Here is a 24,767-nt window from a genome sequence, read left to right on the forward strand (position 1 = left end):
GCTTTGGCATGCGCGCTTAACGACAGCGGCCGATCTTAGATCAGCCATTGTCCTTCAACAGGCGGCTCTTCTGCCGGTTCCAATCGCGTTCTTTCTCCGACTCGCGCTTGTCATGCAATTTTTTACCCTTGGCGAGCGCCAGTTCCATCTTCGCCCGACCGCGATCGTTGAAATAGATCTTCAGCGGGATCAGCGTCATGCCTTCACGGTTGACGGCAGAACGCAGGCGATGAATTTCACGGCCCGACAGCAGCAGCTTGCGGCGTCGGCGCGGTTCGTGATTGAAGCGGTTGGCCTGCAGATATTCCGGCAGATAGGAATTGATCAGCCAGATCTCGCCCCCCTCATCCGAGGCATAGGATTCGGCGATATTGGCCTTGCCCTCGCGCAGCGATTTGACCTCCGTGCCCATCAGCACGAGGCCGGCCTCGTAGGTATCGATGATCTCGTAGTTGAAGCGGGCCTTGCGGTTTTCGGCCACGACCTTGTTCACCACGCGCTGGCTGCCTTTGGGGGCCATGACGACATTCCATTCATTTAGAGCGCGAAAAGCCGCGCCCTCATTCCCGACCTCTATGTGAGGGCTTGCCCTTTATGTAAGGGAGCGACCCGGCCTTGTGAAGATGGCCGGTCTTTTCAGTTCAGCAGGCCGGCATGGCGCAGCGCGGCGTCGATTGCCGTTTCCGTGGCCGGCTCCAGCGTCGAAAGCAGCGGCGAGCGGACGTTGCGGCTCATGCGGCCAAGCCTGGAGAGCCCGTATTTGGCGCCGCAAAGACCCGGCTCGAGGAAGATCGCCTTGTGCAGCGGCATCAGCCGATCCTGATATTCCAGGGCGCGGGCATAATCGCCTGCGAGCGTCGCCGCCTGGAACTCGGCGCAGAGCCGCGGGGCGACATTGGCCGTTACCGAAATACAGCCGACACCGCCATGGGCGTTGAAGCCGAGCGCCGTCGCATCCTCGCCGGACAGCTGCCGGAAATCCGTGCCGCAGGTGATGCGCTGTTCGGAGACGCGCTCGATCTTACCCGTTGCATCCTTGACGCCGACGATATTGCTGTGCGCCTTGGCCAGCGCCCCCATCGTTTCCGGCGTCATGTCGACCACCGAGCGGCCGGGGATGTTATAGATATAGATCGGCAGATCGACGGCCTCGGCGATCGCCGAAAAATGCGCGATCAAACCCTTCTGCGTCGGCTTGTTGTAATAGGGAGTGACGACCAGAACGGCGTTCGCACCGACCTTTTCGGCATGCTGGGCAAGCTCGATCGCCTCACGCGTATTGTTCGAGCCGGCGCCGGCCATGACGGGGACGCGTTTTGCAGCAACCTCGATGCAGAGTTCCACGACCCGCTTGTGTTCGGCATGCGACAGCGTCGGGGATTCGCCCGTCGTGCCGACCGGAACGAGACCGGCGCTGCCTTCCTTGATCTGCCAGTCGACATGAGCGGCGAAACTATCTTCGTCGATCAGTCCGGCGTCGGTGAAGGGGGTGACGAGGGCGGGAATGGACCCATTGAACATGCAAAGCTCCTCACGACCAAATCCTTGCTTCGGCCGCATTCCATGAATAAGAGTTGCGCACCATAGAGCGCCGAAATCATCGCGACAAGCGCGGAGAGTTCGGTTTAGGGCAAATTCCGATAGCAGATGTGAATGAATTTTACCTGGTACGGTAAGGTTTCGTTAAGATGCCTCTAGCCTAATGGCAGGGCGTGTTTTCGGTGCGAGATCCCGGATGAAGAAAGCTGTCCTGATTCTGTCCGCCTTCGGCTTCATTGCCGCCGCGTGGGGCAGCGTTGCGTCGCCGCTTCCCGGCGAGAGCGCTGCCATGCCTGATGTCAAGCCGCTCGGCTTCATCCCCGAGACATCCATACCGGAAGCGATCACAACAGGCGCCATCCCGCGCAATCCGGCAGTGGCGCCTGTCAACAGCGACCTGAAAACCGGCCTCGACGCGCTTTCCGACAAGGACCCGCAGCTGGCGCTTTCGATCCGCGACAGCATGCGCGACGATACGCTTGACCGCCATATCCTCACCTGGGCGATCGCCGTTTCTGGATTGAAGGGCGTTCCCTCCTATGAAATCGCCAGCGCCGCGCAGGAGCTCAAGGGCTGGCCGGGTCTTTCGCGGCTGCGCGCCTATTCCGAGCGCGCGCTCTATGACGAAAATCCCGCCCCTTCCGCCGTGCTCGCCGCCTTCGGCGATACTGCGCCTGAGACGATGCAGGGCGCCGTCATCCTCGGCCGGGCGCTGGTTGCGACAGGCAAGCAGGCGCAGGCAGCAAAATATATCCGCAAGGTCTGGCGCGGAGAGGCTCTCGACAAGGCGACGGAAGACAAGATCCTCATCGAGTTTTCCGCGCTGCTGACGCCTGCCGACCATAAGGCGCGGATGGACTATCTGATGTATCGCGGCCGGGTGGCGCAGGCCAAGCGCTTCGGCGACATGGGCCAGGCGCAGTCGCTCTACAAGGCCTGGGCTGCCGTCGACGCCAAGGCCGGCAATGCCGGCGCCCTGCTTAACGCCGTCGATGCGAGATGGCGCGGCGATGCCGGCCTGCTGTTTGCCCGGATCGAATATCTGCGCAAGCAGGACAAATATGCCGAAGCGGCGGCGCTGCTGGAGCAGATGCCGCCCGAGCGCAGCGAACTCGTCAATTCCGGCGAGTGGTGGAACGAGCAGCGGATCATCAGCCGCGGCCTCGTCGACCAGGGGCAATTCAAGCCCGCCTATCGCATCGTCGCAAACTACGCCGCAACAAGCCCGACGGATATCGTCGAGGCCGAGTTCCATGCCGGATGGTACGCGCTTCGCGGCCTGCAGGACCCGACAACGGCGGAAAGACACTTCCGCAAGATCCTCCAGACATCAAACGGGCCGATCTCGGTTTCACGCGCCTGGTATTGGCTGGGCCGGGCAGCGGAGGCCGGCGGCCCCGGCCAATCCAGTGAATTCTATACGAAAGCCGCGAATTTTCCTGGCACCTTCTACGGTCAGCTCGCGGCCGAACGGCTGGGGCGAAAGACGCTGAACGTCGCCTATCCCTCTCCGAGCACGGCCGACCGGCAACGCTTCCAGGCGCGCGAAGCCGTGCAGGCGATCGCCCGGCTGGAAGCCGCAGGCCATGGATGGCGGGCCGATATTCTCTATCTCGCGCTCGCCGATCAGCTGCAGAGCCCCGGTGAATTGGCCGTCCTTGCAGCAAAGGCCGAGCAATCCGGCGATCATCATCTCTCGTTGCAGATCGGCAAGATCGCTTACGGGCGCGGCATCGATGTCGCAGCGCTGGCCTTTCCGGTCGGCGTGATCCCAGCGAACGCCAATATATCAGGCTCCGGCAAGGCACTCGCCTATGCCATCGCCCGGCAGGAAAGCGCCTTCAACCCGGCCGCCGTTTCGGCGGCGAATGCGCGCGGCCTGCTGCAGCTTCTGCCGGGAACAGCCCAGGCGGTGGCCAAGCGCCACAATATTACCTATTCCAAAGACAAACTGACCGCCGATGCCGGCTATAACGCGACGCTCGGCGCGCATTATCTCGGCGAGCAGATCGACGCCTTTGGCGGCTCCTATATCCTCACCTTCATTGCCTACAATGCCGGGCCGAAGCGGGTGCCGGAATGGATCGGCCGCTACGGCGATCCGCGCGGCAGGCCGATCGACGAGATCGTCGACTGGATCGAGCGCATCCCCTTCCCCGAAACGCGCAACTACGTGCAGCGGGTGATGGAGAATTACGAAGTCTACAAGGCCCGCCTTGGCCAGCCGACCGATATCGAACGCGACCTGATCGGCGGACGCAGCGCCTCCTGAAGCCGTTTGGTGCGGCTCGCAAAGCAGGCTACATCTTCGGGATCAACAGATCTCGAGGGGATGCGATGCCGGATACTTACGCAGGCGATTTCCAGGAACGGTTTTACACATCTTCCGACGGGCTGAGGCTCTATGCCCGCGACTACCGGCCCGACGAGGCCCTAACAGGCGGACGGCTGCCAGTGATCTGCCTGCCCGGCCTGACCCGCAATACGCGGGATTTTCATCGGCTGGCGCTGCTTCTCTCCCGGGACAGAACAGCGCCGCGCAGGGTGATCGCGCTCGATTCGCGCGGGCGGGGAAACTCGGCATGGGACGAGAATAAGGCGAACTACAATCTCGCCGTCGAAGCCGGCGACGTCATAGCCGCCTGCGCGGCGCTCGGCTTCGAGCGGGCGATCTTCATCGGCACATCGCGCGGCGGGCTGATCCTGCATCTGATCGCAGCGACGCGTCCGGCTCTCCTCGAAGCCGTCATCCTCAACGATATCGGGCCTGTGATCGAAGCTGAGGGGCTGGCACGAATCCGAGATTACCTCAACAACGGCAGGCAGCCGGCGGAGTGGAGCGAGGCGGCCGATATATTGAAGGAAAATCATGGGGCGTCGTTTACCGCACTTGCGGGGGAAGACTGGCGCGAGATGGCGCTTGCGCTTTATCGCGACGTCGGCGGAAGGCCGGTCGCCGATTTCGATCCGGCGATCGCAGAGGCACTCAAATCGGTCGATTTCAGCCAGCCGCTACCCGATCTGTGGGAGCAATTCGAAAGCCTGAGCCGGTTGCCGCTCATGTTGATCCGCGGCGAGAATACGTCGCTGCTCTCAAAGCAGACGGCCGACGAAATGGCACGCCGCCATTCCGGACTGGTTCTGCACACCGCGGCGAAGCAAGGGCATGCACCGCTCCTCCATCTCGGCAGAATCCCCGCAATGATTCAGGCTTTTCTCGCCAATTGCCGATAAGCGCTTTGATCTCCATCTATCGAGACAGTGACCAAAAGCAGAAAGCCCGGCTCAAGAGCCGGGCTTTCCGTATTGCCTAATCTGGTCAGATTAGAACGCACGCTGCAGGCGGAAGTAGCCCGTCGTGGAGTCGTCAGCATCTTCCGGATCGAGGTACTGAACCGAAGCCTTGGCGTAGAAGTTGTCGACGATCTGGTAATCAACCGTCAGACCGGCCTTCCAGGCATCGCCGTTGCCGAAGTCGTCGCCAGAAACGTAGTAGTCGCTGTAGTACTGGACGCCAGGGGTGATCTTGAGCTTGTCGGTTGCCTTGATTGCGTATTCGGCAGCAACAGCCCATTCAGCCTTGGTGTAGTAGGAGCTCGGGCCGGTAGCGTATACGGCAGCGAGGCCGAGCGTGCCGGGACCGATGTCAACCGTACCCATTGCACGGACAGCACCTTCTTCGTTGTCGACGTCGTAGCCGGCAGTGATCTGGTAGCTGAACGCGCCAGCCTTGCCGCCGAGACCGACTGCAACACCAACGTTGTTGGCTTCTTCGTCCGTCTTGTAGAAGCCGTCTTCGAGTTCATCGACGCTGATGCCAGCGTAGAAGTCAGAGGTTTCGTACTGATAACGGATGGAGTTATGCAGGGTGACCGGAGAGCCGATATCATCGGTTTCGCCAGAGAGGCCATCGTCCCACCAGCTGTAGAACAGACCAGCGCGGAAGCCGGCGATGTCGAGGTAAGCGGAGTCGAGCTTGGCACCCTGAGAGGAGGCATTGTCAGCATTGAACTGCATGACGATGACGCCGGTCAGCGGACCGTATTCGGTGTCGCTCTTGGCCGTGAACTGAACCTGACCGCGGCTGAAGGCATCCCAGTCAGAGTCGCCGCCGACATCTTCGCCGACGTTAACCTGGAAACGGATGTAGCCGTTGATCTTGAGGCAGGTTTCGGTGCCCGGGATGTAGAAATAGCCGGTGCCGTAAGCGTCGCAAACGCGGACGTATTCAACCGGTTCCGGCTCGGCAGCAACGATAGCGTCAGCAGCCTGAGCACCGGAAACTACTGCGAGAGCAGCAGCGGAGCCGAGAAGAAGGCTCTTGATGTTCATAAATGACCTCCAATTCAAAGTTTCGATCGGGTTTGGGATCTTTCGCTGAGCAGCGTTCCCTGCCCCATCCCCGTGTTTCAAGAAGTGGACGATCAGTCGCCCTTGCTTCCGACGCTGAAAATACAAGACGGAAGCCGTCACGCAATCACCAACTTACTCGGATGGGGGGTTTGCGGGAGCCTTCCCGACATTCTGTTGCTGAAAGGACACAAGTCGGGCAACCAGCCCCGATTTCCTTTATGCTTTGTTAAGAAAACCCTGATTTTGCGGCTGCTTAGCTCTGATCGACAAAGAATTGGACATGCGCTTTGTGACACATTCGCGACACTTTTTTGACAAAATCCGGTTCTTTCTGGGATACCGTAGCGCTGGGAAGCGTAACCGGAGGTGCACCAATCCGCTTTCGTCACCTGCCGATGCAGGGCGCGGGAAGTGATTCCCGCAAAGCGATTCTCTCGCTCGAGGCGGAGAGACCTTCCCGTCGCGTGGCCGCAAAGCCCCGCTGCATCATTCAATAAAACCGGGAACCGATTTAAGGAATTACGCAGCGACTCAAAGTCGCTTCAGCGTCCATTGTCCGCCTGAAAAGACGCGCGGCGCTGTAATCGACCAAGCGAATATGATTCCTGGCAGGAACTAAGAAGCGGCAGACTCTTGGAAAATCGGAATGGCGGAGAAGATGGGATTCGAACCCACGATACGCTTTTGACGTATACTCCCTTAGCAGGGGAGCGCCTTCGACCACTCGGCCACCTCTCCGGTGCGGCCTAACTATGGTGACCGGCCTGTGAATGCAAGAGTTTTTTGAATTTTCACCAGAAGAAATACAGCAGGCAGCCTTTCGGCTGGCTGCGCAAACAGAACGGCATTTCCTGCCGTGATCAGAAGAAATTAATCGCGCTTCGTTGTCTTGGCGAAAGACGCCGAGCCTTGCCGCCCGGCCTCCGGCAGGATCAGCGAATCCAGGACGGCGTTACCGCCGGCGCCAATCCCCTGCGACAACAGGTGCTGATTTAGCCGAGCAGCCTCTTGAGGTCGGCAGAGGGGTCGGCGAGAATCGATCTGTCGGGATTGATCCCGGATTCCAGCAGTTTCTTTCCGGTCACATAGGCTTTCGCGTCGTTTATCGCATCGACGGCAATCAGCAGGCCATCCCTGAAGTACCAGACGGAGTGGGCGCCTTCGCGGGCGCCGGGGCGCAGCAGCGTCTCATCATAACCGAGATTGAAGCCGGCGATCTGCAGCTTGACGTCATACTGATCGGACCAGAACCATGGCTTCGGCTCATAGGGCTCGCTGCCACCGGCGATGACGGCAGCCGCCGCTTCGGCCTGGTCGACGGCGTTCTGCACCGATTCGAGCCTGATGCGGCCGCCCTGCCAGGGAAGGGCGGCGCAATCACCGGCGGCAAAGATCGACGGATCGGAGGTGCGGGCGAATTCGTCGACGACAATGCCGTTGGCGACTTCGAGTCCGGCTTCCTTGGCGAGCTGGTCGTTCGGCGCAACGCCGATGCCGACGACGGCGAAGTCGATATCGATGACCGAACCGTCGGAAAGTGCGGCGCCGGTGACGCGGCCATCCGTGCCGATCAGATGCTTGAGCCCCGTCTTTTCCCGAATCATCACGTCATGGCTTTCATGGATCCCGCGCATGATGTCGGCGGTCTCCTTCGCCGCGACGCGCTGCAGGATACGGTCGGCCATCTCGATGACGGTCACCTCAAGGCCGCGATGGCGGGCGACGGCTGCCGCCTCGAGACCGATATAACCGCCGCCGATGATGAGGACGCGGCGACCGGGACGCATCTCTTCGGCGAGCAGATCGGCATCGCGCTTGTCGCGGGCGACATAGACGCCTTCGAGATCACCGCCGATTGCGGCCGGCAGCCGGCGCGGCGTCGAGCCGGTGGCCAGCGCCAGCGTGCCGTAATCGAGAACGGAGCCGTCCTGCAGGAGAACCTGCTTGGTGTCAGGCTTGATCTGCTCGGCCCAGGTCGAAACGCGAAGGTCGACATCGTTGTCGGCATACCAGTGCTCGGCGCGGAACAGCAGACGGTCGAATGCCATTTCGCCGAGCAGGTATTTCTTCGAAAGCGGCGGGCGCTGATAGGGCGCCACGTCCTCCGCGCCGATAAGGGTGATCGGGCGCGCGTCCTTCAACGCACGCAGCTTGGCCGCCAATGCGAAACCGGCCTGTCCCGCGCCGATGATCACCAGTCTATCCGTCACGATCTCACTCCTGAAGCTGCGCCCGACACTCGCGCCGAGGCTATCCCCTCCAACGCCGCACGTTTTTCAGACGCGCAAAGGACGCTGTAGCACTTTCAATTTGCCGCATACTCTTCAAATCGATTCCGATTTAAGGATTATGCAGCGGCCTGATACGCCGTCAACGGAAAGCGGCCTCTTACATTCAGCCGATCTCGATCCAGCGGCGCTCATGGAAGGACTGTGCCATGGCATGCACCGACTTCTCTATCCTGAGACCGTCTTCGAATGTCACGATCGACGACGGCTCGCCTGAAATTGCCCGGATCAGCTCGCGGCATTCGATGATCTTCAGATCGTTGAAGCCGAGGCCATGGCCGGGCGCCGGGATGAAGCGATCATAGGGCCGATGGGCGGGCGCCGCCAGTATCTTGCGGAAGCCCTGTTCGGAGCCGCGGCCCTCGGCCTGATAGAGTTCGAATTCGTTCATGCGCTCCTGGTCGTAGACGATCGAGCCTTTCGAGCCGAAAATCTGCAGGGCGATGCGGCCCTTGCGGCCCCAGGCGGCGCGATTCGCCATCAACACGGCGGAGATGCCGCCGCCAAGCCGCATCAGCACGTTGGCGCCATCGTGGTTTTCGACGGCACGGCGACCACCTTCGCTCAGCGGGCGATCGGCATAGGGTTTCACCATATCCGTTATGACGGCCTCGACATGGCCGAAGAGGTACCAAAGCAGCGATAGCGGATGCACGGCGAAATCGTCGAGGGCGCCGTAGCCGGCGGAAAGCTCGCTCTTCCAATAAAAGAAGACATCGGGATCGGCCATGAAGTCCTCGTCCATCTCGACGCGGATGTGGTTGACCGTACCGATGGCGCCCTCCCCAATCAGCGTCCTGATATGCCGCATGACGGGATTCTGGATGTAATTGTAACCAAGGGCGGCGACCTTGCCGGACCGCTTTGCGGTTTCCAGCATGCGCTCGGCATCGGCATAGACCGGCGCCATCGGCTTTTCGCACCAGACATGCTTGCCGGCTTCGAGGGCTGCAATCGCCATCTCGGGGTGGAACTGATTGGGCGTCGTGACGGAGACGACGTCGACCTCGGGGTCGGCGATCAGCGCCCGCCAGTCCGCCGTCGCCTTCTCGAAGCCGAATTCACCGGCACGGGCCTCAGCAAGCCCGGCATTGGCTTCGGCCAGATGCACGAGACGCGGACGCTCGACATCGCCGAACACAGTCTTCACCGCATTCCACGCCAGCGCATGGCATTTGCCCATATAACCGGTGCCGATCAAACCGATGCCGAGTGGCTTCATTTCCGTCTCCTCCAGAGCTGCGCGCGGATTTTTGGAATATTTGGATCATTTTGACAAGAGACCTACGCATGGCATTTCTCGCGCCCTTCCCCGCACAACTGTCCAAAAGCCTTCAATTACAGGCGATTAAAAACAATTAGGCGTGTCGTTTGAAATCGTCTATGTTCGACAATATGGAATATTTGTTTCATCTCGTGAGCCGCAAGCATGGATAACGATCCCAAGAGGCACGCGCGTGTGCCGCGCGATTTTGAAAGCCTGCGCAGCACCATCATCGAGCGCAAGGCGAACATGCCGAAGCGGCTGGCGCAGGTCGCAGCCTTCGCGCTCGGCAATCCCGACGAAATCGCCTTCGGCACGACGGCGAGCATCGCGGCCGCCTCGGACGTCCAGCCCTCGACGCTGGTGCGCCTGGCGCATCATCTGGGGTATGGAGGCTTTTCCGACCTGCAGAGCATCTTTCGCGAAAGATTGCGCGACCGGACGCTGAGTTACGAAGAGCGGCTCGTCACGCTGGAGCAATCGAGCGGCGACGATGAGGACGCCAATCTGCTTTCCGGCTTCATTGCCGCGGCCAACCAGTCGGTCAACCGGTTGGCGGCGACAGTGCAGAGCGATACTTTCACGAAAGCGGTGAATATCCTTGCCGGCGCCGAGACGATCTATCTGATCGCCAAACGGCGCTCCTACCCGCTGACGGCGCACATGACCTACGCTTTTTCCAAGCTCAACATCCGCCACCAGATCGTCGCCTCGCCGAACGGCGTCGATCCGGAGATGGTGCAGTTTGCAACACCCAAGGATGCGGCGATCGCGGCGAGCTTCTCGCCCTATGCGGCCGACAGCCTCAGCCAGAGCCAGGAACTTGCCGACCGCGGCGTGCCCGTTATCGCGATCACCGATTCGGCTTTCTCGCCGCTTGCCGCCTGTGCCACGCACTGGTTCGAGGTGGCGGAGGCCGATTTCGCCGGCTTCCGCTCGCTTTCGGCCTCAATGGCGCTCACCATGGCACTGCCGGTTGCAATTGCCGAGCGGCGGCGCAAGCGGCAGCAGTCAAAACCTGTAAAAGGCAAAATGGAATAAACATTCCGAATTGACAAAATATCGGAACCAATGTTTCATTATTGAAAATTCGCAGGCACTGGAAGCCGCGCAAAATCTAGCGGGAGGACATCATGGTACAATCGAATCCGGGTTCGCAGCCGGAGCCGGCGCTTGATGTGATCACCATCGGCCGCTCCTCGGTCGATCTTTACGGTCAGCAGATCGGTTCACGGCTGGAGGATATCGCCTCCTTCGCCAAGTCCGTCGGCGGCTGCCCGGCCAATATTGCTATCGGCACGGCGCGGCTCGGCCTCAAATCCGGCCTCATCACCCGCGTCGGCGATGAGCAGATGGGACGCTTCATCCGCGAGCAGTCGGCGCGCGAAGGTGTCGCCACAGACGGTATCATCACCGACAAGGAGCGGCTGACGGCGCTGGTGCTGCTTGCGGTCGAGGCCGAGGGCGTCTCGCCGATGATCTTCTATCGATCGGACTGCGCCGATATGGCGCTCGATGAAGGCGATATCGACGAAAATTTCATCAGATCGTCGCGCGCCGTTCTCGTTTCCGGCACGCATTTCTCGCGGCCGAATACCGAGGCCGCGCAGCGCAAGGCGATCCGTATCGCCAAGGCGAACGGCCGCAAGGTGATCTTCGACATCGATTACCGGCCGAACCTGTGGGGACTTGCCGGCCATGCGGAAGGCTTCGAGCGCTACGTGAAATCCGACCGGGTCTCCTCGAAGATGAAGGAGACGCTGCCGGACTGCGACCTCATCGTCGGGACAGAAGAGGAAATCCTGATCGCTTCCGGCGCCGACGACGTGCTCGGTGCGCTGAAGGAGATTCGCCGCCTGTCACCGGCAACGATCGTACTGAAGCGCGGCGCGATGGGCTGCATCGTCTATGACGGGCCGATCGCCGACGATCTCGAGGCCGGCATCGTCGGCCAGGGTTTCCCGATCGAAGTCTTCAACGTGCTCGGTGCCGGCGATGCCTTCATGTCCGGCTTCCTGCGCGGCTTCCTGCGCGACGAGCCGCTGAAGACCTGCGCCACCTGGGCCAATGCCTGCGGCGCCCTCGCCGTTTCCCGCCTGCTCTGCTCGCCGGAATATCCGACCTGGGCGGAACTCGACTTCTTCCTGACGAACGGCAGCAAACACCGGGCACTGCGCAAGGACGAGGCGATCAACCATATCCACTGGGCCTCGACCCGGCGCGGCGAAGTCCCGCTTCTGATGGCGCTGGCGATCGACCACCGCTCGCAGCTCGTCAGCGTCGCCGATGAGCTCGGCGTCGGCCATGAGAAGATCGGCGCCTTCAAGCGGCTGGCGGTCGCGGCGGCGGCACGGGTGTCGAACGGCCGCGACGGCTACGGCATGCTGATCGACGAACGTTTCGGCCGCGACGCCTTCTTCGACGCGGCAACGAAGAATTTCTCCTGGATCGGCCGACCGGTGGAATTGCCGGGCTCGAAGCCGCTGCGCTTCGAATTCAGCCAGGATATCGGCTCGCAGCTTGTGGAATGGCCGCTCGGTCATTGCATCAAGTGCCTGTGCTTCTATCATCCCGATGATCCGGCTGACCTGAAGACGGAGCAGCAGGAGAAACTGCGCACGCTGTTCGAGGCCGCCCGCAAGGTCGGCCGCGAGTTGCTGGTGGAGATCATCGCCGGCAAGAACGGGCCGCTCACCGACGATACGATCGCGACCGCGCTGGAAGAGCTTTATGCGCTCGGCATCAAGCCGGACTGGTGGAAACTCGAGCCGCAGGCATCGAGCCAAGCCTGGAAGAAAATCGATGCGGTGATCGCCAAAAATGATCCATGGTGCCGCGGTATCGTGCTCTTGGGCCTCGAGGCGCCCGCCGACGAGCTGATCTCCTGCTTCGAGGCGACGCTGGCGGCTCCCTCCGTCAAGGGCTTCGCCGTTGGCCGGACGATCTTTGCCGATCCGGCGCGCGCCTGGCTTTCGGGCGAAATAAACGACGAGGAGGCGATCGCCGACATGGCCGGCCGCTTCCGGCAACTGACCGAAGCGTGGCTGAAGACGCGTGGGCGTCACTGAGAATTAAGACCCTCCCCAACCCCTCCCCGCAAGGGGGAGGGACTTAACTTGAGGCTCGCCTCACGCCATGAGCGAACGTTCTTTTGGACGAGATCCTGCGGCGAGAATGGTGAGAGCCCGCCAGGTTAACCCCTCCCCTTGTGGGGAGGGTTGGGGAAGGAAAAAACGTGAAAGAAAGATTGCGGGAGGACCCGATGGGCAAGACGATACGGTTGACGATGGCGCAGGCCGTCGCGCATTTCCTCAAGAAGCAGATGACGATCGTCGACGGCAAGAAGGTGCAGATCTTCGGCGGCGTCTGGGCGATCTTCGGTCACGGCAACGTCGCCGGCATCGGCGAGGCGCTCTATCAGGTGCGCGGCGAATTGACGACCTATCGCGCCCACAACGAACAGGGCATGGCGCATGCCGCGATCGCCTATGCCAAGGCGAATTTCCGCACGCGCTTCATGGCCTGCACGACCTCGATCGGCCCCGGCGCACTGAACATGGTGACGGCCGCGGGCGTCGCGCATGTCAATCGTATTCCCGTTCTCTTCCTGCCGGGCGACGTCTTTGCCAACCGTGCGCCGGATCCGGTGCTGCAGCAGATCGAGGATTTCGGCGATGGCACGGTTTCGGCCAATGATGCGTTCCGTCCAGTTTCGCGCTATTTCGACCGCATCACCCGGCCCGAGCAGATCATCACGGCGCTGAAGCGCGCCATGCAGGTCCTGACCGACCCCCTGGATTGCGGCCCGGTGACATTGTCGCTCTGCCAGGACGTTCAGGCGGAAGCCTATGATTATCCGGAAAGCCTGTTCGATGAAAAGGTCTGGACAACCCGCCGGCCGCAGCCGGATGCGGACGAGCTGGCAAATGCCATTGCGCTGATCAAGGCGTCGCGGAAGCCGGTGATCGTTGCCGGCGGCGGCGTGCTTTATTCGCAGGCGACGCAGGAGCTTGCCGCTTTTGCCGAAGCCCACGGCCTTCCCGTCGTCGTCACCCAGGCCGGCAAGTCATCGATCAACGAGACCCATCCGCTGGCGCTCGGCTCGGTCGGCGTCACCGGCACCTCGGCAGCAAATGCGATCGCGGAAGAGACGGACCTCGTCATCGCCGTTGGCACCCGCTGCCAGGATTTCACCACCGGCTCCTGGGCGCTGTTCAAGAACGACAGCCTCAAGATGGTCGGCCTCAATATCGCCGCCTATGACGCGGTGAAGCACGATAGCCATCCGCTGGTGGCCGATGCCCGCGAAGGGCTGAAGGCGCTTTCGGCAGGGCTTTCCGGCTGGAAGGCGCCGGCAGCACTCGCGGAGAAGGCGGCCGCGGAGAAGAAGGTCTGGATGGAGGCTGCGGCCAGGGCGATGGCCACGAGCAATGCCGCCCTGCCCTCCGATGCGCAGGTGATCGGCGCGGTGGCACGCACGATCGGCGGCGAGAATACGACGGTTCTTTGCGCTGCAGGCGGCCTTCCCGGCGAATTGCACAAGCTCTGGCCGGCGACCGCGCCTGGCAGCTATCATATGGAATACGGCTTCTCCTGCATGGGCTATGAGATTGCCGGCGGTCTCGGCGCCAAGATGGCGCATCCCGAACGGGATGTCGTCGTCATGGTCGGCGACGGCTCCTACATGATGATGAATTCCGAGATCGCGACGTCGGTCATGCTCGGCCTCAAGCTCAACATCGTCGTGCTCGACAATCGCGGTTATGGCTGCATCAACCGATTGCAGATGGGAACAGGCGGCGCCAACTTCAACAATCTGCTGAAGGACTCCTATCACGAGGTGATGCCGGAGATCGATTTCCGCGCGCATGCCGAAAGCATGGGCGCCATCGCCGTCAAGGTCGGTTCCATCGCGGAACTCGAGCAGGCGATCATCGATTCGAAGACGAACGACCGCACCTCGGTCTTCCTAATCGACACCGATCCGCTCATTACCACGGAAGCCGGCGGCCATTGGTGGGATGTCGTGGTGCCTGAGGTCAGTCCTCGCGAACAGGTCAACGAAGCGCGCAAGGGCTATGTCGAAGCACGCGCCGCCCAACGCATCGGCTGACCGACTGCTGTCATTTTTTCGGAAGAGCGTCCCGGCTCTTCCGCAATACTTTTAAGGAGAATGTTGATGAAGGCCAAACTCGGCATGTCGCCCATCGCGTGGTGGAACGACGATCTTCCTGAGCTCAGCGACGATGTGTCCCTCGAGGAATGCCTGCGGCAATCGCGCAGCGCCGGTTTCACGGGCATGGAGCAAGGCCGCCGTTTCCCCAGCAATCCGGAAGAGATGCTCCCGATTCTGCGCGCCGCCGACGTGACGCTGTGCGGCGGCTGGTTCTCCGGCACGCTTGTCAATGAGGAGCTTGCCGCCAACAAGGACCGCATCGCGCCGATGATCGCGCTGTTCAAGGCGGTCAATGCGCCTTGCATCGTTTATGGCGAAGTCGGCCGCTCCATCCAGGGCGATCGCTCGAAGCCGCTCGCCACCAAGCCGCGCCTCTCCGATGACGAGATGAAGGCCTATGCGCGACGCGTCACGGAATTCGGGGAATGGTGCGCCGAGCAGGGCATGCCGCTTTCCTATCATCACCACATGGCTGCCGTGGTCGAAACCGAGCCGGAACTCGACGCCTTCATGCGCTCTTCGGGTGAAGGCATTCCGCTGCTGCTCGATGCCGGGCATCTCGCCTTTGCCGGCGGCGACGTGCTGCGCGCCATCGACAATCACCACGCCCGCATCAACCATGTTCACGTCAAGGACATCCGCAAGCCCGTGGTCGATGGGCTGGACCGCAGCCGGCAGTCCTTCCTCGATGCGGTGGCGCTCGGCGCTTTCACGGTGCCCGGCGACGGTTCGCTCGATTTCGGCGCCATCGTCCAGCGGCTGGCCGATCACGGCTATGAAGGCTGGTTCGTCGTCGAGGCCGAACAGGATCCGCGCAAGGCGCCGCCGCAGAAAATGGCCGAGATCGGCCATGCCGAACTTATGCGCGTCATGACGGCCGCGGGTTATACCGTGGAAACGGAAGGTTTTCCAAAGGGATAACAGAACGAAATACCCCTCCCCTCCGGGCACCTTCTCCCCACCGGGGAGAAGGGGGAATGGAAACGGCGAGGCATGTCCCTTCTCCTCTCGGGAAGAAGGTGGCGGCAGCCGGATGAGGGAGGCCGCATCCGCCAATTTACGAGGAGAAACACCAATGCCAAACCTCAAGGTGAAACCGTCCGGCACGCATGGCCGCGTCACGCACGTCACCCCGGAAAATGCCGGCTGGACCTATGTTGGCTTCGATCTGCATCGGCTGAAGCCGGGCGAGACCGTTTCGGGAGAGACGGGCGATCGCGAAGTCTGCCTCGTCTGGGTGACCGGCAAGGGCAAGGCATCGGCCGGCACCAGGGATTTCGGCACGCTCGGCGGCCGCATGAGCCCGTTCGAAGGCGCCCCGCATGCGCTCTATATCCCGATGGAATCGACATGGTCGGTGACGGCGGAGACCGATCTGGAGCTTGCCGTCTGCTCGGCGCCCGGCGGCGGCACCTATCAGGCAAAGGCCATCCCGCCCGGCACGCATCCGCAGGTAACGCGCGGCAAGGGCACGAATGTGCGCTACGTCAACAATATCATGCCGGAGGACGACAGCTCGGCCCATTCGCTGCTGGTCGTCGAGGTGATCACGCCGGGCGGCCACACCTCCTCCTATCCGCCGCACAAGCACGACCAGGACGACCTGCCAAACGAGAGCTTCCTGGAAGAGACCTATTACCATCGCCTCAATCCGCCGCAGGGCTTCGGCTTCCAGCGCGTCTACACCGACGATCGCTCGCTCGACGAGGCAATGGCGATCGAGGACGGTGACGTGACGCTGGTGCCGAAGGGCTATCACCCCTGTGCCGCCTGCCATGGCTATGATCTCTATTATCTCAACGTCATGGCCGGACCGAAGCGGATCTGGAAATTCCACAATGCCGCCGAACATGAGTGGCTGATGAAGGCGTGAGGGCTGTCTCAGATCGCTAAATAATCTGACAGCGCAAAATCGCCGCTGATGGTTCACTGCTCCATCCAAACACGGATGGAGGATCACCATGCATAGCTCGAATTCCACAATCTCGGCCCGCAATATGCGGCCCGGCCTGTTCCTTGCCATCATCAACGCAGCACACTGGCTGGCGCGCAAGATGAACGAACGGCGCAACTGCAATGCGCTGATGGAGCTGTCCGACGAGCAGCTGAAGGATATCGGCCTTTCCAGGGGGCAGACCGAAAGCGACGTCCATGTCTACAGTCGCACCTGAAACTTGAGCGTGATATTGTGCCGGCAGGTCGCCTCACCGGGCGACCTGCCTGACCCGGAACATGCCATGTCTCAGTTTTCAACAGCACCGCTCCTGAAAACGAAGACGGTCACCATTCGTGACATTGTCTGCAATGGCGAATGCCGCCACAAGAGCGACGAGGAATGCGCCCACAGGACGAGCCTCGTCTATCCCTATCGCGGCGTATTCATGCGGCATGTCGGCCGCAACGACACGGTGGCCGAAGCCAATCAGGTCGTGTTCTTCAATGCCGGCCAGGGATATCGGATCAGCCACCCCATCGAGGGCGGCGATGCTTGCATCGATCTGGCGATCGACGAATCCATGCTCGAAGAACTCACGCCGAAGGATCAGGTGCAGCCCGGCCAGGCCTTTTCCTTCCGCCGTCAGCGCCGGCGGATCGATCCGCGGGCCCAGGCGCTGGTCGCGCTCCTGCGTCATGGTCTGCGCCGCAACGTCGCCGAAACGCTGGAGGCGGAGATACTGGCGCTGACGCTGGTGCGCCGCTCGCTCGGCGAGCGCACATCGCACGCAGCGGGCGCCAGCGCCGGCCGGCAGAAACTTGTCGACCGGGCCAAGCTGGTGCTCTCCTCCGATCTCGCACGACGCTGGACGCTTGCGGAAATCGCCTCGGAAGTCGGCGTGTCGCCGGTTTATCTCACCCAGGTCTTCCAGCAGGTCGAGGCCACACCGCTTTATCGCTACCAGTTGCGGCTGCGGCTTGCCCGGGCGCTCGATCTGCTCGGCCAGTATGAGGATCTGACGGCGCTCGGTCTCGATCTCGGCTTTTCCAGCCACAGCCATTTCAGCGCGTCCTTCAAGCAGTCCTTCGGGCAGACTCCGGCCGAATTCCAGCGCTCGGCGCAACTACGGCTGAGGTAAAAGCCTCCGTAAATCGCTAAAGATTTCGACAGCGGCGATGCGGTCTTCGATGATCTTATGAGCCTGTCCCGATCTGGGGACGATAACCGGAGGATCACCAGATGAAGAAGACCACATGCGCTGCCTGCGACTGCGAACTCGGTCCGGAAACCATCACCGTCAAGCTCGGGGGCAAGACTGTCGAGGTCTGCTGCCAGGAATGCGCCGAGGCGTTGAACGAGGCGGAAGCTGCGACATCGGCCGCTTCGAGCGCCAATGAATGACGGTATCAGATAGAGCCGCCAGTGAACTGACCTCGAGGGTTGATGTTAACCTTCGAGGGTCAATTCACGAGGCGGCACGGCTTTGCCGTATCAGGCGGGCAGAAGCCCATAGCGCCAGCCGCGGCGTTTGGCGTTCTGCGACAGCACCAGGACGGCAAGGATGACCATGCCTGCCTCGGCAAAGACCGGCACCATCCAGATTCCCTGCTCGCCGAAGATGAAGGGAAGCAGGAAGGTGAGCGGCAGGGTCAGCAGATAGGGCCGCGACAGGCCGAAGATCGCGGCGCGCGGCGCATCGCCGATCGATTGGAAATAGGACGACAGGATCAGCATCTGCCCAAAGAGAAAATAGGCGGCGATCGTCCAGGGCAGAATTCGCCTGACCTCGGCTGTTATGGCGGGATCGGCGACGAAGACGGCGCCAAGGCGGCCAGCCAGCAACTCGACGGTAACCTCCACCAAAGTGCAATAGACGAGTGCTGCGAGCATGGCGATCTGCAGGCTGCGGCCGACGCGAAGCCCGAGGCCGGCACCGTGATTGTTGCCGGCGATCGTCTGCAGGGCGATGCTGAGGCCAAGCAGCGGCAGATAGGTGAAGGTCATGATCCGGGTGATGATGCCGTAGGCGGCAATCGTGGCGACATGATCTGCCACGCTCCAGAGCGAGACATTGATCAGAATGGCGGCCGAGGCCAGCGATATGCCGATGAAGCCGAGGCTCATCGGCGCGCCGAAGGCGACGATGCCACGCCATTCGGCAAGTGCTGCTCCAGAGGACGGCCTGAGTGCCGTGGGCCGACGCCAGCGGTAGGCGAGCACGGCCGCTAGGCAGACGAATTGCGAGGCGATGGAGCCGGCTGCCGAACCGAGCACGCCCCAATGCATCACCGCCATGAACAGCCAGTTGGCGAAGATGTTGAGCAGCGAGGCCGACAGCGTCACCAGCGTCATGAAGCCGATCTTGCCTTCGCAGCGCAATCCGTCGAGATGCAGTGACAGAAAGAAGCTGACCGGCGCACAGGCGATCATCGCGCCCATGAACAGCGTTGCGCCATCGGTTACGGCGGAATTGCCGGCAGCACCGACACCGATGATCTGCCGGCCCACCGTCCAGTAGACCAGATTGAGGATAAGGGTAACGGCGAGCGCCAGCGCATGCGCGCCGGCAAAGACCCGACGCGCACCATCGCGATTGCCGGCACCCAGCCGGCGGGCGAGGATGCTTGCCATGCCGTTCGAGACGAGCGATTGCAGGGCGATCAGCAGCATCAGCCCCGGGAAAATCAGGCTGACGGCAGAGAGCGCGTCGGGGCCGACATAGGCATCGAGGAAATAGGCGTCGACGACGGTGAACAGGCCGTTGACGGTGGTGATCGCGACGATCGGCGCCGCCGTCTTGATGAAGACGCCCGGCAGCCAGCCGGTGAGGAAGGCATTGCCTTGGGAAAGATCGGTCATGGAGAAATCCGTGTCATATCGGCGAGTCCCGAGCCCGGCTTGTAACCATGCGGATTCGGGCCGCCTCAAAAGAAAGAGAGAAGCAACTTACAGGTCGAGCACCAGATGCGGCAGACCGTTCGAGGTCTTTCTCGGCGACACGCCGTCGGCATCGATCTGCGCGTTCACGCGCCTGCGAAAGGCCGAGAAGCTCTCGAAGGTGACGACATCCACCGGCTCGTCGAAATGGATGGTGATCCTGTGGAGATCGCCGCCCGGCAGGGCCGAAAGCGCCAGAACCTCGCCGGTGAACGGCTGGTTGAGATAACGGCCGCGAATATGCGCGCCGACGAAAAGCGGCGCCTTTGGAGCGGCATTAGGCTTTGCCGCAAGGGCTGCGAGCGTGTTCCAGTCGCGCACGCCGTGCTGGCGGGCGATCATTTCCAGCGCCGCACTGTGGGTCAGCGGAGTGCCGCGATCGTTCATCGCCTGGCGCAGACGCTTGGCCTGAGCCTTCAATTCTTCAATGGCAGGATAGGTCGTCATGGAGTGAGCCTTCACAAGGCATGCTCTTCGACTGCGGATGGGAGCTCGCATTGCCGCCAGTCAGCATGCACAAGGGGCCGTGACCATGATCGCGAGGGCTTCACCATGGATTTTCATCCGCGAGCGGCCGGTGCCTCGAACCGACCCTTGTATGCGGCAAGGACGCAGGCATGTCAAGAATGGCGCATATGCGCTGGGAAATGAGCAAATTTGGAGCAAACCTGCCCGAAATCGGTGCGATTTTCCCGCAGATTTCGCGGACGCATTCAATTCTAACGATGTTCTTCAGCAAGCGTCAGCATTCCTAAGCTAATATCCTGTCCTATACCAGCGGAGGCTAAAAGGGCCTTTCAGATGCACCTCGACACAGAACACTCCAAGCCGGAACGTGCTTACAGGGAATTCAATCTCGACAGGCCGGGCAACATCATCTTCGTCGGCCATCATCTCAGCACCGGAACGCAGGTGCGCTGCCTGATCCGCACGATCACGCTCGCCGGCGCCCTGCTCGAAGTCAGCCCCAACCTGGAAATGCCGAGCCATTTCTTCCTCGAGATCCTCGGCATCCATGACGAGATCGGCTCGACCGTCGTCAAGCGCGAAGGCGAATTGGTGACGATCAGCTTCAACATGCTGCTCAATCCGGAATTCCTGCACCACGTGCTGCGGCTGAGTTTCGAAAGCTGAGGCCTTTGGCGATCCGCGAAGCATCGCGGCGCATCGCCTTTGTTTCGGCGCCCCGCCGCGCAGCGAGACGCGCGATGATCGGAACGACCCAGAGAAATCCGCGCCATTCCGGCCTATCAAGCGGATCGGCAAAGCGATCGCGGCGGATCCGGCGATTGCGGGTTTCGACTTCCTTAAAGAGAGTAACCCAGTTGAGATCCATTGCTTCGTCCTCCATCTATTGGCTCGTGCACTTGAGCTAAGCCTTCGCGCCCATCCGATGTAGAGGCGTGGGGGAAAGGGGGTTTTCATCCATGAAAGATGCCAGCTGGGACGACCTGCAGCTTTTCTTCCATGTCGCGACCGGCGGCGGGCTTTCGGCGGCGGCTCAGCGCACCGGGCTCAGCGCCCCGACCATCGGCCGGCGCATGCTGGCGCTCGAACGGGTGACGGGCCGCTCGCTGTTCAGCCGCGGCCCCACCGGTTATCTGCTCGCCAAGGATGGGCAGGAACTGCTCGATCGCGTCCGGCTGATGCAGGATGCCGCGCGTGCGATCTCGGACTGGCGCGGTGAGGTGCTGACACTACCGATCGTCTCGACGGCCGCCGACAGCTGGACCTTGCGCTTCATCGCCGATCATCTGGCCAGCGTCTGGACGCCGAAGGACAGCTTCCGCATGTGCTACAAAACCTCAGATGCGAGTGTCGATTTCACCTATCGGCAAGCGCATATCGCCGTTGGCCACAGCCGGCCGGAGAGCGGCAACGTCGCGATCCGCCGTTCGGTCAAGGTGGCACATGCGGCCTATCAGGCGGCAGATTATGACGAGGCCAATTGCAACTGGATCTCGCTCGGCACCGATACCGCCATCACGCCGGCCGACAAATGGACTTTCGAACAGCCGGATTACTGGATCACCAGCTGGACGAACACGCCGCATATGCTGTTTCACCTGATCCGCGGCGGTGCCGGCCGTGGCGTGCTTCCCTGTTTTATCGGCGATCAGGAGCGCAGGCTCGTCCGCGCCGGGCCTGTGATCGACGAGCTGACGTATGAGATGTGGATTGTTGCGCATGATGACGAGCGGCAACGGCCGGAGGTCAGGATCGTCATCGACCGCCTGGCGGCGCTCTTTGCCGATCGTGAAGAGCTGTTTGTTGGGCGGATGCCGTTGGTATGACGCGAAAACGCGGGCCTCTCGACCCGCGTTTCCTCAAGTTACTGCGAACGGACTCAGGCCGCGAGATGCCGCTCGATCTCGTCGACCGGCATATTGGTATAGTCCTTCGCCAATTCCGCGGAGATCGCTGCCTGCGTATCGGCGCTGAGGGCCGGCCGCAACGCGCCGAGCGCCTTCGGCGGCGCAACGAGGATGATGCGGCGGGCATCCTTTTCCTGCGCCAATTCGTCCAGCCTTTCGGCCAGTTGTTTCAGAAACTGGGCTTCGGCCTGATCCTGCCAGTTGGTCTCCTCGACGGCGCTGCCGCTGAAGCCGTTGGCGGCATGGCTGCGGCCGGGCTTATCGGCGCCAATCTCGCGATCGGGCGCGCTCGGCTGCGTCAGGGTTTCCAGCACCTTCAGGTTCATCAGTTGGGCATCGCCGGCATTCTGCATGATCAGAGCCTTGGCTCCATTGCAGACCACGACCCATGATTTCCAAGGGACTTTGACATCAGTCATCTTCAATTCCTCACTGTCGTCATTCGAAGCGCGCCATGCTTCATCGATCAAGGCAGAACGCCTGGCTATTGAAAGAGTTCGGGAAAATTGCACCGAAATCGAACGGGCAGCGATCCGGCCGGCCTTTGCTGCGTAAAAAGGGCCAAGTTCGGGAGACTGACGATGAAGACATCACTGCTCGCCTATGCCGGCGCCGTTCTCACCCTTCTCGCCTGCGACGGAATCTGGCTCGGCCTCATCGCTCGCAATTTTTATCGCGACCAGCTGGGCGCGCTGATGCTGCCCTCGCCCAATCTTGCGATCGCCGCCCTGTTCTACCTGCTCTTTGCCGCGGCAGTGGTCGTGCTCGCCGTGCTGCCGGCGCTGTCGACAGGCTCGATCGTCACCGCATTTCTCCACGGTGCCATTCTGGGACTGGCGGCCTATGGCACCTATGACATCACCAATCTTGCCACGCTTCGCAACTGGCCAGTCGTCATGAGCCTGGTCGACATGGCCTGGGGCACGGCTCTGACGGCGCTGACCGCCGCCGGCGGATATCTTGCCGTCAGATTTCTGGGCTGAAACCGGAAAACCGCGTCCCGATAATGAACATGAAGGCGTCCCGCTTGGGAACAAAGTTTGAACTCGTTAAAATTGTAATTTTATATTTGACGAATGTGCAAAACATTCATGTGACGTTGGTTGGGATCAAGACCAGTTGCTCGATCAAGCCAGCCTGAATGAGATCAAGGTCAGCTTGATTGAAATTAACCCCAATGCGTCCTGACTGACGGAGAATGTGAATGACTATGCTCCGCGCTACACACCTTGCCACGGTCAAGTCCGCCGTCTACGACCAGCGCTGGGAAGAATTCATCGTCAAACGGCCAGCCCGCATCGTCGCCGTCCGGCCGTGCCTGACGGGCGTCTCGATGCGAAGCGCCGAGATCATCGATATATCCCAAGGCGGCGCCACCTTCATCGTCTCGACCACGGCCGGCCTGCCGAAGCATTATTATCTCAACATTCTCGGCCTCGCCTATCGCATCGGCTGCGCCGAGGTCTATCGCCACAAGGAACGCATCGGCGTCCGGTTCATCAACATCATGGACCCCGAGGTTCTGCGCCGCGTCGTGCGCACCGATTTCCTCGTCGGCAACATGGAAGCGATCGCCGCCCGACGTGCGCCGATCTTCAGGGCGTGAACCGTCCCATAACAGGCTTGTTGCAGAAATAATCTTGCTTGCGTTGGCCGTGCCCGGGCCTATTGTTTCGTCAATTGTCAATATGCTCGGGAACCCGCTTTCGCATGTCCGCCTTTTCGCGCTTCACCCCCCTTGCCAGCGCCCTGCCCTCCACAGTTCCCTTTGTCGGCCCCGAGGCGATCGAACGCCAGCGCGGACTTGCCGTTTCGGCACGCATCGGCGCCAATGAGAACGGCTTCGGCCCAGCCGCTTCCGTGTTTGCCGCGATGCGCGAAGAGGCCGGCAATATCTGGAAATACAATGATCCGGAGAATTTCGCGCTCAGGGAAGCGCTTGCCGCCCATCTCGGCGTCTCGGCCGCCAACATCGCCATCGGCAGCGGCATCGACGAATTGCTCGGCCAGATCGTCCGGCTGGTGATCGAACCGGGCGCGCCCGTCGTCACCTCGCTCGGCGCCTATCCGACCTTCAATTTCCACGTCGCCGGTTTCGGCGGCCGGCTGGTGACCGTTCCCTACGCCAACGACCGCGAGGACCTCGACGGCCTGCTCGATGCCGTGAAGCGGGAGAATGCGCCGCTCGTCTATTTTGCCAATCCCGACAATCCGATGGGAAGCTGGTGGGATGCCAAGAGCATCGTCGCTTTCGCCCGGGCGCTGCCCGAGACGACGCTGATGGTGCTCGACGAGGCCTATAGCGAGACGGGGCCGGCAGGGTCGCTGCCGTCGATCTCCTCGCTGATCGAGCTGCCGAACGTCGTTCGCACCCGCACCTTCTCCAAGGCCTACGGACTTGCCGGCGCACGGATCGGCTATGTGATCTCGACGCCAGGCACGGCGCAGGCCTTCGACAAAATCCGCAATCATTTCGGCATGAACCGGCTGGCGACGGCAGCAGCGCTGGCCGCCCTCAAGGACCAGGCCTATCTCGTCGAGGTGGTCGGGAAAATCCATGCGGCGCGGGAGCGGATCGGCGCTATCGCCCGGGCGAACGGTCTCGAGCCCCTGCCCTCGGCGACCAATTTCGTGGCGATCGACGCCGGACGCGACGGCGTTTATGCCCGCGCGATCGTCGACGGGCTGATGGAGCATGGCGTCTTCATCCGCATGCCTGGCGTGGCGCCGCTCAATCGCTGCATTCGCATCAGCGTCGGGCCGGAGGCGGATATGGCGCTCCTCGAAAACGCGCTGCCGCAGGTGCTGAAAAAGATCGGCCGATAAGGGCAAGAACCGCGGCCGGTGGAGGATCCGGTCGCGGTTCCCTTCTCCCGGCGTCGGCCCCGTCCAAAGCGCC

The 24,767-nt window shown here is 61.6% G+C and carries 24 protein-coding genes and 1 tRNA gene; 15 read left to right on the plus strand and 10 right to left on the minus strand.

Going from position 1 to position 24,767, the window contains the following annotated elements; all coding sequences use genetic code 11:
- Nucleotides 1-40: 40 nt before the first annotated feature.
- Nucleotides 41-520 (minus strand): SsrA-binding protein SmpB, encoded by a 480-nt coding sequence (gene smpB / locus EEQ99_RS14965; RefSeq protein ID WP_012557117.1) that lies wholly within the window; start codon nt 518-520, stop codon nt 41-43.
- Nucleotides 521-636: 116 nt separating this feature from the next.
- Complete coding sequence (dapA, locus tag EEQ99_RS14970) at nt 637-1,521, minus strand: 4-hydroxy-tetrahydrodipicolinate synthase (protein ID WP_028758248.1); 885 nt, start codon at nt 1,519-1,521, stop codon at nt 637-639.
- 214 nt (nt 1,522-1,735) lie between these two features.
- On the opposite strand from dapA, the gene EEQ99_RS14975 reads away from it, so the two are divergent.
- Nucleotides 1,736-3,811, plus strand: coding sequence for a lytic transglycosylase domain-containing protein (locus tag EEQ99_RS14975; RefSeq protein ID WP_127430671.1), 2,076 nt, complete (start codon nt 1,736-1,738; stop codon nt 3,809-3,811).
- A gap of 65 nt (nt 3,812-3,876) precedes the next feature.
- A complete protein-coding gene (locus EEQ99_RS14980) occupies nt 3,877-4,773 on the plus strand; it encodes an alpha/beta fold hydrolase (RefSeq protein ID WP_127430672.1) in 897 nt (298 codons plus the stop codon).
- A 90-nt stretch (nt 4,774-4,863) separates the two neighbouring features.
- On the opposite strand, the gene EEQ99_RS14985 is transcribed toward EEQ99_RS14980, so the two are convergent.
- The 4 genes from EEQ99_RS14985 to EEQ99_RS15000 form a co-directional block, all read right to left on the minus strand.
- Entirely contained in the window at nt 4,864-5,871 is a 1,008-nt protein-coding gene (locus EEQ99_RS14985) for a porin (protein ID WP_047616236.1), read from the minus strand.
- Nucleotides 5,872-6,539: 668 nt separating this feature from the next.
- Nucleotides 6,540-6,630: transfer RNA gene (locus EEQ99_RS14990), tRNA-Ser, on the minus strand.
- A gap of 254 nt (nt 6,631-6,884) precedes the next feature.
- Nucleotides 6,885-8,102 (minus strand): NAD(P)/FAD-dependent oxidoreductase, encoded by a 1,218-nt coding sequence (locus EEQ99_RS14995; protein ID WP_127430673.1) that lies wholly within the window; start codon nt 8,100-8,102, stop codon nt 6,885-6,887.
- Nucleotides 8,103-8,286: 184 nt separating this feature from the next.
- Complete coding sequence (locus EEQ99_RS15000; RefSeq protein WP_127430674.1) at nt 8,287-9,402, minus strand: Gfo/Idh/MocA family protein; 1,116 nt, start codon at nt 9,400-9,402, stop codon at nt 8,287-8,289.
- 207 nt (nt 9,403-9,609) lie between these two features.
- Between EEQ99_RS15000 and EEQ99_RS15005 the strand changes: the two genes are divergently transcribed.
- From EEQ99_RS15005 to EEQ99_RS34625, 8 genes are all read left to right on the plus strand, one after another.
- Nucleotides 9,610-10,485, plus strand: coding sequence for a MurR/RpiR family transcriptional regulator (locus EEQ99_RS15005; RefSeq protein ID WP_097623044.1), 876 nt, complete (start codon nt 9,610-9,612; stop codon nt 10,483-10,485).
- A 92-nt stretch (nt 10,486-10,577) separates the two neighbouring features.
- Nucleotides 10,578-12,512, plus strand: coding sequence for a bifunctional 5-dehydro-2-deoxygluconokinase/5-dehydro-2-deoxyphosphogluconate aldolase (locus tag EEQ99_RS15010; RefSeq protein ID WP_127430675.1), 1,935 nt, complete (start codon nt 10,578-10,580; stop codon nt 12,510-12,512).
- Between the two features lie 194 nt (nt 12,513-12,706).
- Nucleotides 12,707-14,557 carry a 3D-(3,5/4)-trihydroxycyclohexane-1,2-dione acylhydrolase (decyclizing) gene (gene iolD, locus EEQ99_RS15015; RefSeq protein ID WP_063474231.1) on the plus strand — a complete coding sequence of 617 codons (1,851 nt, stop codon included), beginning with the start codon at nt 12,707-12,709 and terminating at the stop codon, nt 14,555-14,557.
- Between the two features lie 66 nt (nt 14,558-14,623).
- The gene (gene iolE / locus EEQ99_RS15020; protein ID WP_063474230.1) at nt 14,624-15,541 is read left to right on the plus strand and encodes a myo-inosose-2 dehydratase; all 918 of its coding nucleotides are present in this window, start codon (nt 14,624-14,626) and stop codon (nt 15,539-15,541) included.
- Between the two features lie 154 nt (nt 15,542-15,695).
- On the plus strand, nt 15,696-16,493 hold the full coding sequence (iolB, locus tag EEQ99_RS15025; protein ID WP_063474229.1) for a 5-deoxy-glucuronate isomerase: 798 nt from the start codon (nt 15,696-15,698) through the stop codon (nt 16,491-16,493).
- An 88-nt stretch (nt 16,494-16,581) separates the two neighbouring features.
- The gene (locus tag EEQ99_RS15030; protein WP_127430676.1) at nt 16,582-16,791 is read left to right on the plus strand and encodes a DUF1127 domain-containing protein; all 210 of its coding nucleotides are present in this window, start codon (nt 16,582-16,584) and stop codon (nt 16,789-16,791) included.
- A 66-nt stretch (nt 16,792-16,857) separates the two neighbouring features.
- Nucleotides 16,858-17,694, plus strand: coding sequence for a helix-turn-helix transcriptional regulator (locus EEQ99_RS15035; RefSeq protein WP_028755931.1), 837 nt, complete (start codon nt 16,858-16,860; stop codon nt 17,692-17,694).
- A 101-nt stretch (nt 17,695-17,795) separates the two neighbouring features.
- Nucleotides 17,796-17,957, plus strand: coding sequence for a hypothetical protein (locus tag EEQ99_RS34625; protein WP_164735939.1), 162 nt, complete (start codon nt 17,796-17,798; stop codon nt 17,955-17,957).
- A 90-nt stretch (nt 17,958-18,047) separates the two neighbouring features.
- On the opposite strand, the gene EEQ99_RS15040 is transcribed toward EEQ99_RS34625, so the two are convergent.
- Together EEQ99_RS15040 and EEQ99_RS15045 are read right to left on the minus strand one after the other, a co-directional pair.
- Nucleotides 18,048-19,415, minus strand: coding sequence for an MATE family efflux transporter (locus tag EEQ99_RS15040; RefSeq protein ID WP_127430677.1), 1,368 nt, complete (start codon nt 19,413-19,415; stop codon nt 18,048-18,050).
- Between the two features lie 87 nt (nt 19,416-19,502).
- Nucleotides 19,503-19,940 carry a glyoxalase superfamily protein gene (locus tag EEQ99_RS15045; RefSeq protein ID WP_047616216.1) on the minus strand — a complete coding sequence of 146 codons (438 nt, stop codon included), beginning with the start codon at nt 19,938-19,940 and terminating at the stop codon, nt 19,503-19,505.
- 354 nt (nt 19,941-20,294) lie between these two features.
- Between EEQ99_RS15045 and EEQ99_RS15050 the strand changes: the two genes are divergently transcribed.
- Nucleotides 20,295-20,627, plus strand: a complete 333-nt coding sequence (locus EEQ99_RS15050; protein WP_127430678.1) for a hypothetical protein — start codon at nt 20,295-20,297, stop codon at nt 20,625-20,627.
- Here the strand turns inward: EEQ99_RS15050 and EEQ99_RS35140 are convergent.
- The gene (locus EEQ99_RS35140) at nt 20,578-20,829 is read right to left on the minus strand and encodes a hypothetical protein (protein ID WP_080759974.1); all 252 of its coding nucleotides are present in this window, start codon (nt 20,827-20,829) and stop codon (nt 20,578-20,580) included. The two genes, EEQ99_RS15050 and EEQ99_RS35140, sit on opposite strands and share 50 nt — an antisense overlap.
- A 91-nt stretch (nt 20,830-20,920) precedes the next feature.
- On the opposite strand from EEQ99_RS35140, the gene EEQ99_RS15060 reads away from it, so the two are divergent.
- Nucleotides 20,921-21,787, plus strand: coding sequence for a LysR family transcriptional regulator (locus EEQ99_RS15060; protein ID WP_127430679.1), 867 nt, complete (start codon nt 20,921-20,923; stop codon nt 21,785-21,787).
- A gap of 53 nt (nt 21,788-21,840) precedes the next feature.
- On the opposite strand, the gene EEQ99_RS15065 is transcribed toward EEQ99_RS15060, so the two are convergent.
- Nucleotides 21,841-22,287 (minus strand): baeRF12 domain-containing protein, encoded by a 447-nt coding sequence (locus EEQ99_RS15065; RefSeq protein ID WP_028755926.1) that lies wholly within the window; start codon nt 22,285-22,287, stop codon nt 21,841-21,843.
- A gap of 162 nt (nt 22,288-22,449) precedes the next feature.
- Between EEQ99_RS15065 and EEQ99_RS15070 the strand changes: the two genes are divergently transcribed.
- The 3 genes from EEQ99_RS15070 to EEQ99_RS15080 all read left to right on the plus strand — a co-directional run bounded on the left by EEQ99_RS15070 (nt 22,450) and on the right by EEQ99_RS15080 (nt 24,694).
- Nucleotides 22,450-22,851, plus strand: a complete 402-nt coding sequence (locus tag EEQ99_RS15070) for a DUF2177 family protein (protein ID WP_047616207.1) — start codon at nt 22,450-22,452, stop codon at nt 22,849-22,851.
- Nucleotides 22,852-23,072: 221 nt separating this feature from the next.
- The gene (locus EEQ99_RS15075; protein WP_028755924.1) at nt 23,073-23,474 is read left to right on the plus strand and encodes a pilus assembly protein PilZ; all 402 of its coding nucleotides are present in this window, start codon (nt 23,073-23,075) and stop codon (nt 23,472-23,474) included.
- 104 nt (nt 23,475-23,578) lie between these two features.
- On the plus strand, nt 23,579-24,694 hold the full coding sequence (locus EEQ99_RS15080; protein ID WP_047616205.1) for a pyridoxal phosphate-dependent aminotransferase: 1,116 nt from the start codon (nt 23,579-23,581) through the stop codon (nt 24,692-24,694).
- The last annotated feature ends 73 nt before the right edge of the window (nt 24,695-24,767 follow it).

Source organism: Rhizobium anhuiense (assembly GCF_003985145.1).
Classification (GTDB): domain Bacteria; phylum Pseudomonadota; class Alphaproteobacteria; order Rhizobiales; family Rhizobiaceae; genus Rhizobium; species Rhizobium anhuiense.

Coding starts and splice junctions, on each gene's coding strand:
- EEQ99_RS15065 (WP_028755926.1), bottom strand. CDS start 22,287: ATGACTGATGTCAAAGTCCCTTGGAAATCATGGGTCGTGGTCTGCAAT.
- smpB (WP_012557117.1), bottom strand. CDS start 520: ATGGCCCCCAAAGGCAGCCAGCGCGTGGTGAACAAGGTCGTGGCCGAA.
- EEQ99_RS14985 (WP_047616236.1), bottom strand. CDS start 5,871: ATGAACATCAAGAGCCTTCTTCTCGGCTCCGCTGCTGCTCTCGCAGTA.
- dapA (WP_028758248.1), bottom strand. CDS start 1,521: ATGTTCAATGGGTCCATTCCCGCCCTCGTCACCCCCTTCACCGACGCC.
- EEQ99_RS15005 (WP_097623044.1), top strand. CDS start 9,610: ATGGATAACGATCCCAAGAGGCACGCGCGTGTGCCGCGCGATTTTGAA.
- EEQ99_RS15070 (WP_047616207.1), top strand. CDS start 22,450: ATGAAGACATCACTGCTCGCCTATGCCGGCGCCGTTCTCACCCTTCTC.
- EEQ99_RS15045 (WP_047616216.1), bottom strand. CDS start 19,940: ATGACGACCTATCCTGCCATTGAAGAATTGAAGGCTCAGGCCAAGCGT.
- EEQ99_RS15040 (WP_127430677.1), bottom strand. CDS start 19,415: ATGACCGATCTTTCCCAAGGCAATGCCTTCCTCACCGGCTGGCTGCCG.
- EEQ99_RS15035 (WP_028755931.1), top strand. CDS start 16,858: ATGTCTCAGTTTTCAACAGCACCGCTCCTGAAAACGAAGACGGTCACC.
- EEQ99_RS35140 (WP_080759974.1), bottom strand. CDS start 20,829: ATGGATCTCAACTGGGTTACTCTCTTTAAGGAAGTCGAAACCCGCAAT.
- EEQ99_RS15080 (WP_047616205.1), top strand. CDS start 23,579: ATGTCCGCCTTTTCGCGCTTCACCCCCCTTGCCAGCGCCCTGCCCTCC.
- EEQ99_RS34625 (WP_164735939.1), top strand. CDS start 17,796: ATGAAGAAGACCACATGCGCTGCCTGCGACTGCGAACTCGGTCCGGAA.
- EEQ99_RS15050 (WP_127430678.1), top strand. CDS start 20,295: ATGCACCTCGACACAGAACACTCCAAGCCGGAACGTGCTTACAGGGAA.
- EEQ99_RS15060 (WP_127430679.1), top strand. CDS start 20,921: ATGAAAGATGCCAGCTGGGACGACCTGCAGCTTTTCTTCCATGTCGCG.
- EEQ99_RS14980 (WP_127430672.1), top strand. CDS start 3,877: ATGCCGGATACTTACGCAGGCGATTTCCAGGAACGGTTTTACACATCT.
- EEQ99_RS14975 (WP_127430671.1), top strand. CDS start 1,736: ATGAAGAAAGCTGTCCTGATTCTGTCCGCCTTCGGCTTCATTGCCGCC.
- EEQ99_RS15000 (WP_127430674.1), bottom strand. CDS start 9,402: ATGAAGCCACTCGGCATCGGTTTGATCGGCACCGGTTATATGGGCAAA.
- EEQ99_RS15010 (WP_127430675.1), top strand. CDS start 10,578: ATGGTACAATCGAATCCGGGTTCGCAGCCGGAGCCGGCGCTTGATGTG.
- iolD (WP_063474231.1), top strand. CDS start 12,707: ATGGGCAAGACGATACGGTTGACGATGGCGCAGGCCGTCGCGCATTTC.
- EEQ99_RS15075 (WP_028755924.1), top strand. CDS start 23,073: ATGACTATGCTCCGCGCTACACACCTTGCCACGGTCAAGTCCGCCGTC.
- iolB (WP_063474229.1), top strand. CDS start 15,696: ATGCCAAACCTCAAGGTGAAACCGTCCGGCACGCATGGCCGCGTCACG.
- iolE (WP_063474230.1), top strand. CDS start 14,624: ATGAAGGCCAAACTCGGCATGTCGCCCATCGCGTGGTGGAACGACGAT.
- EEQ99_RS15030 (WP_127430676.1), top strand. CDS start 16,582: ATGCATAGCTCGAATTCCACAATCTCGGCCCGCAATATGCGGCCCGGC.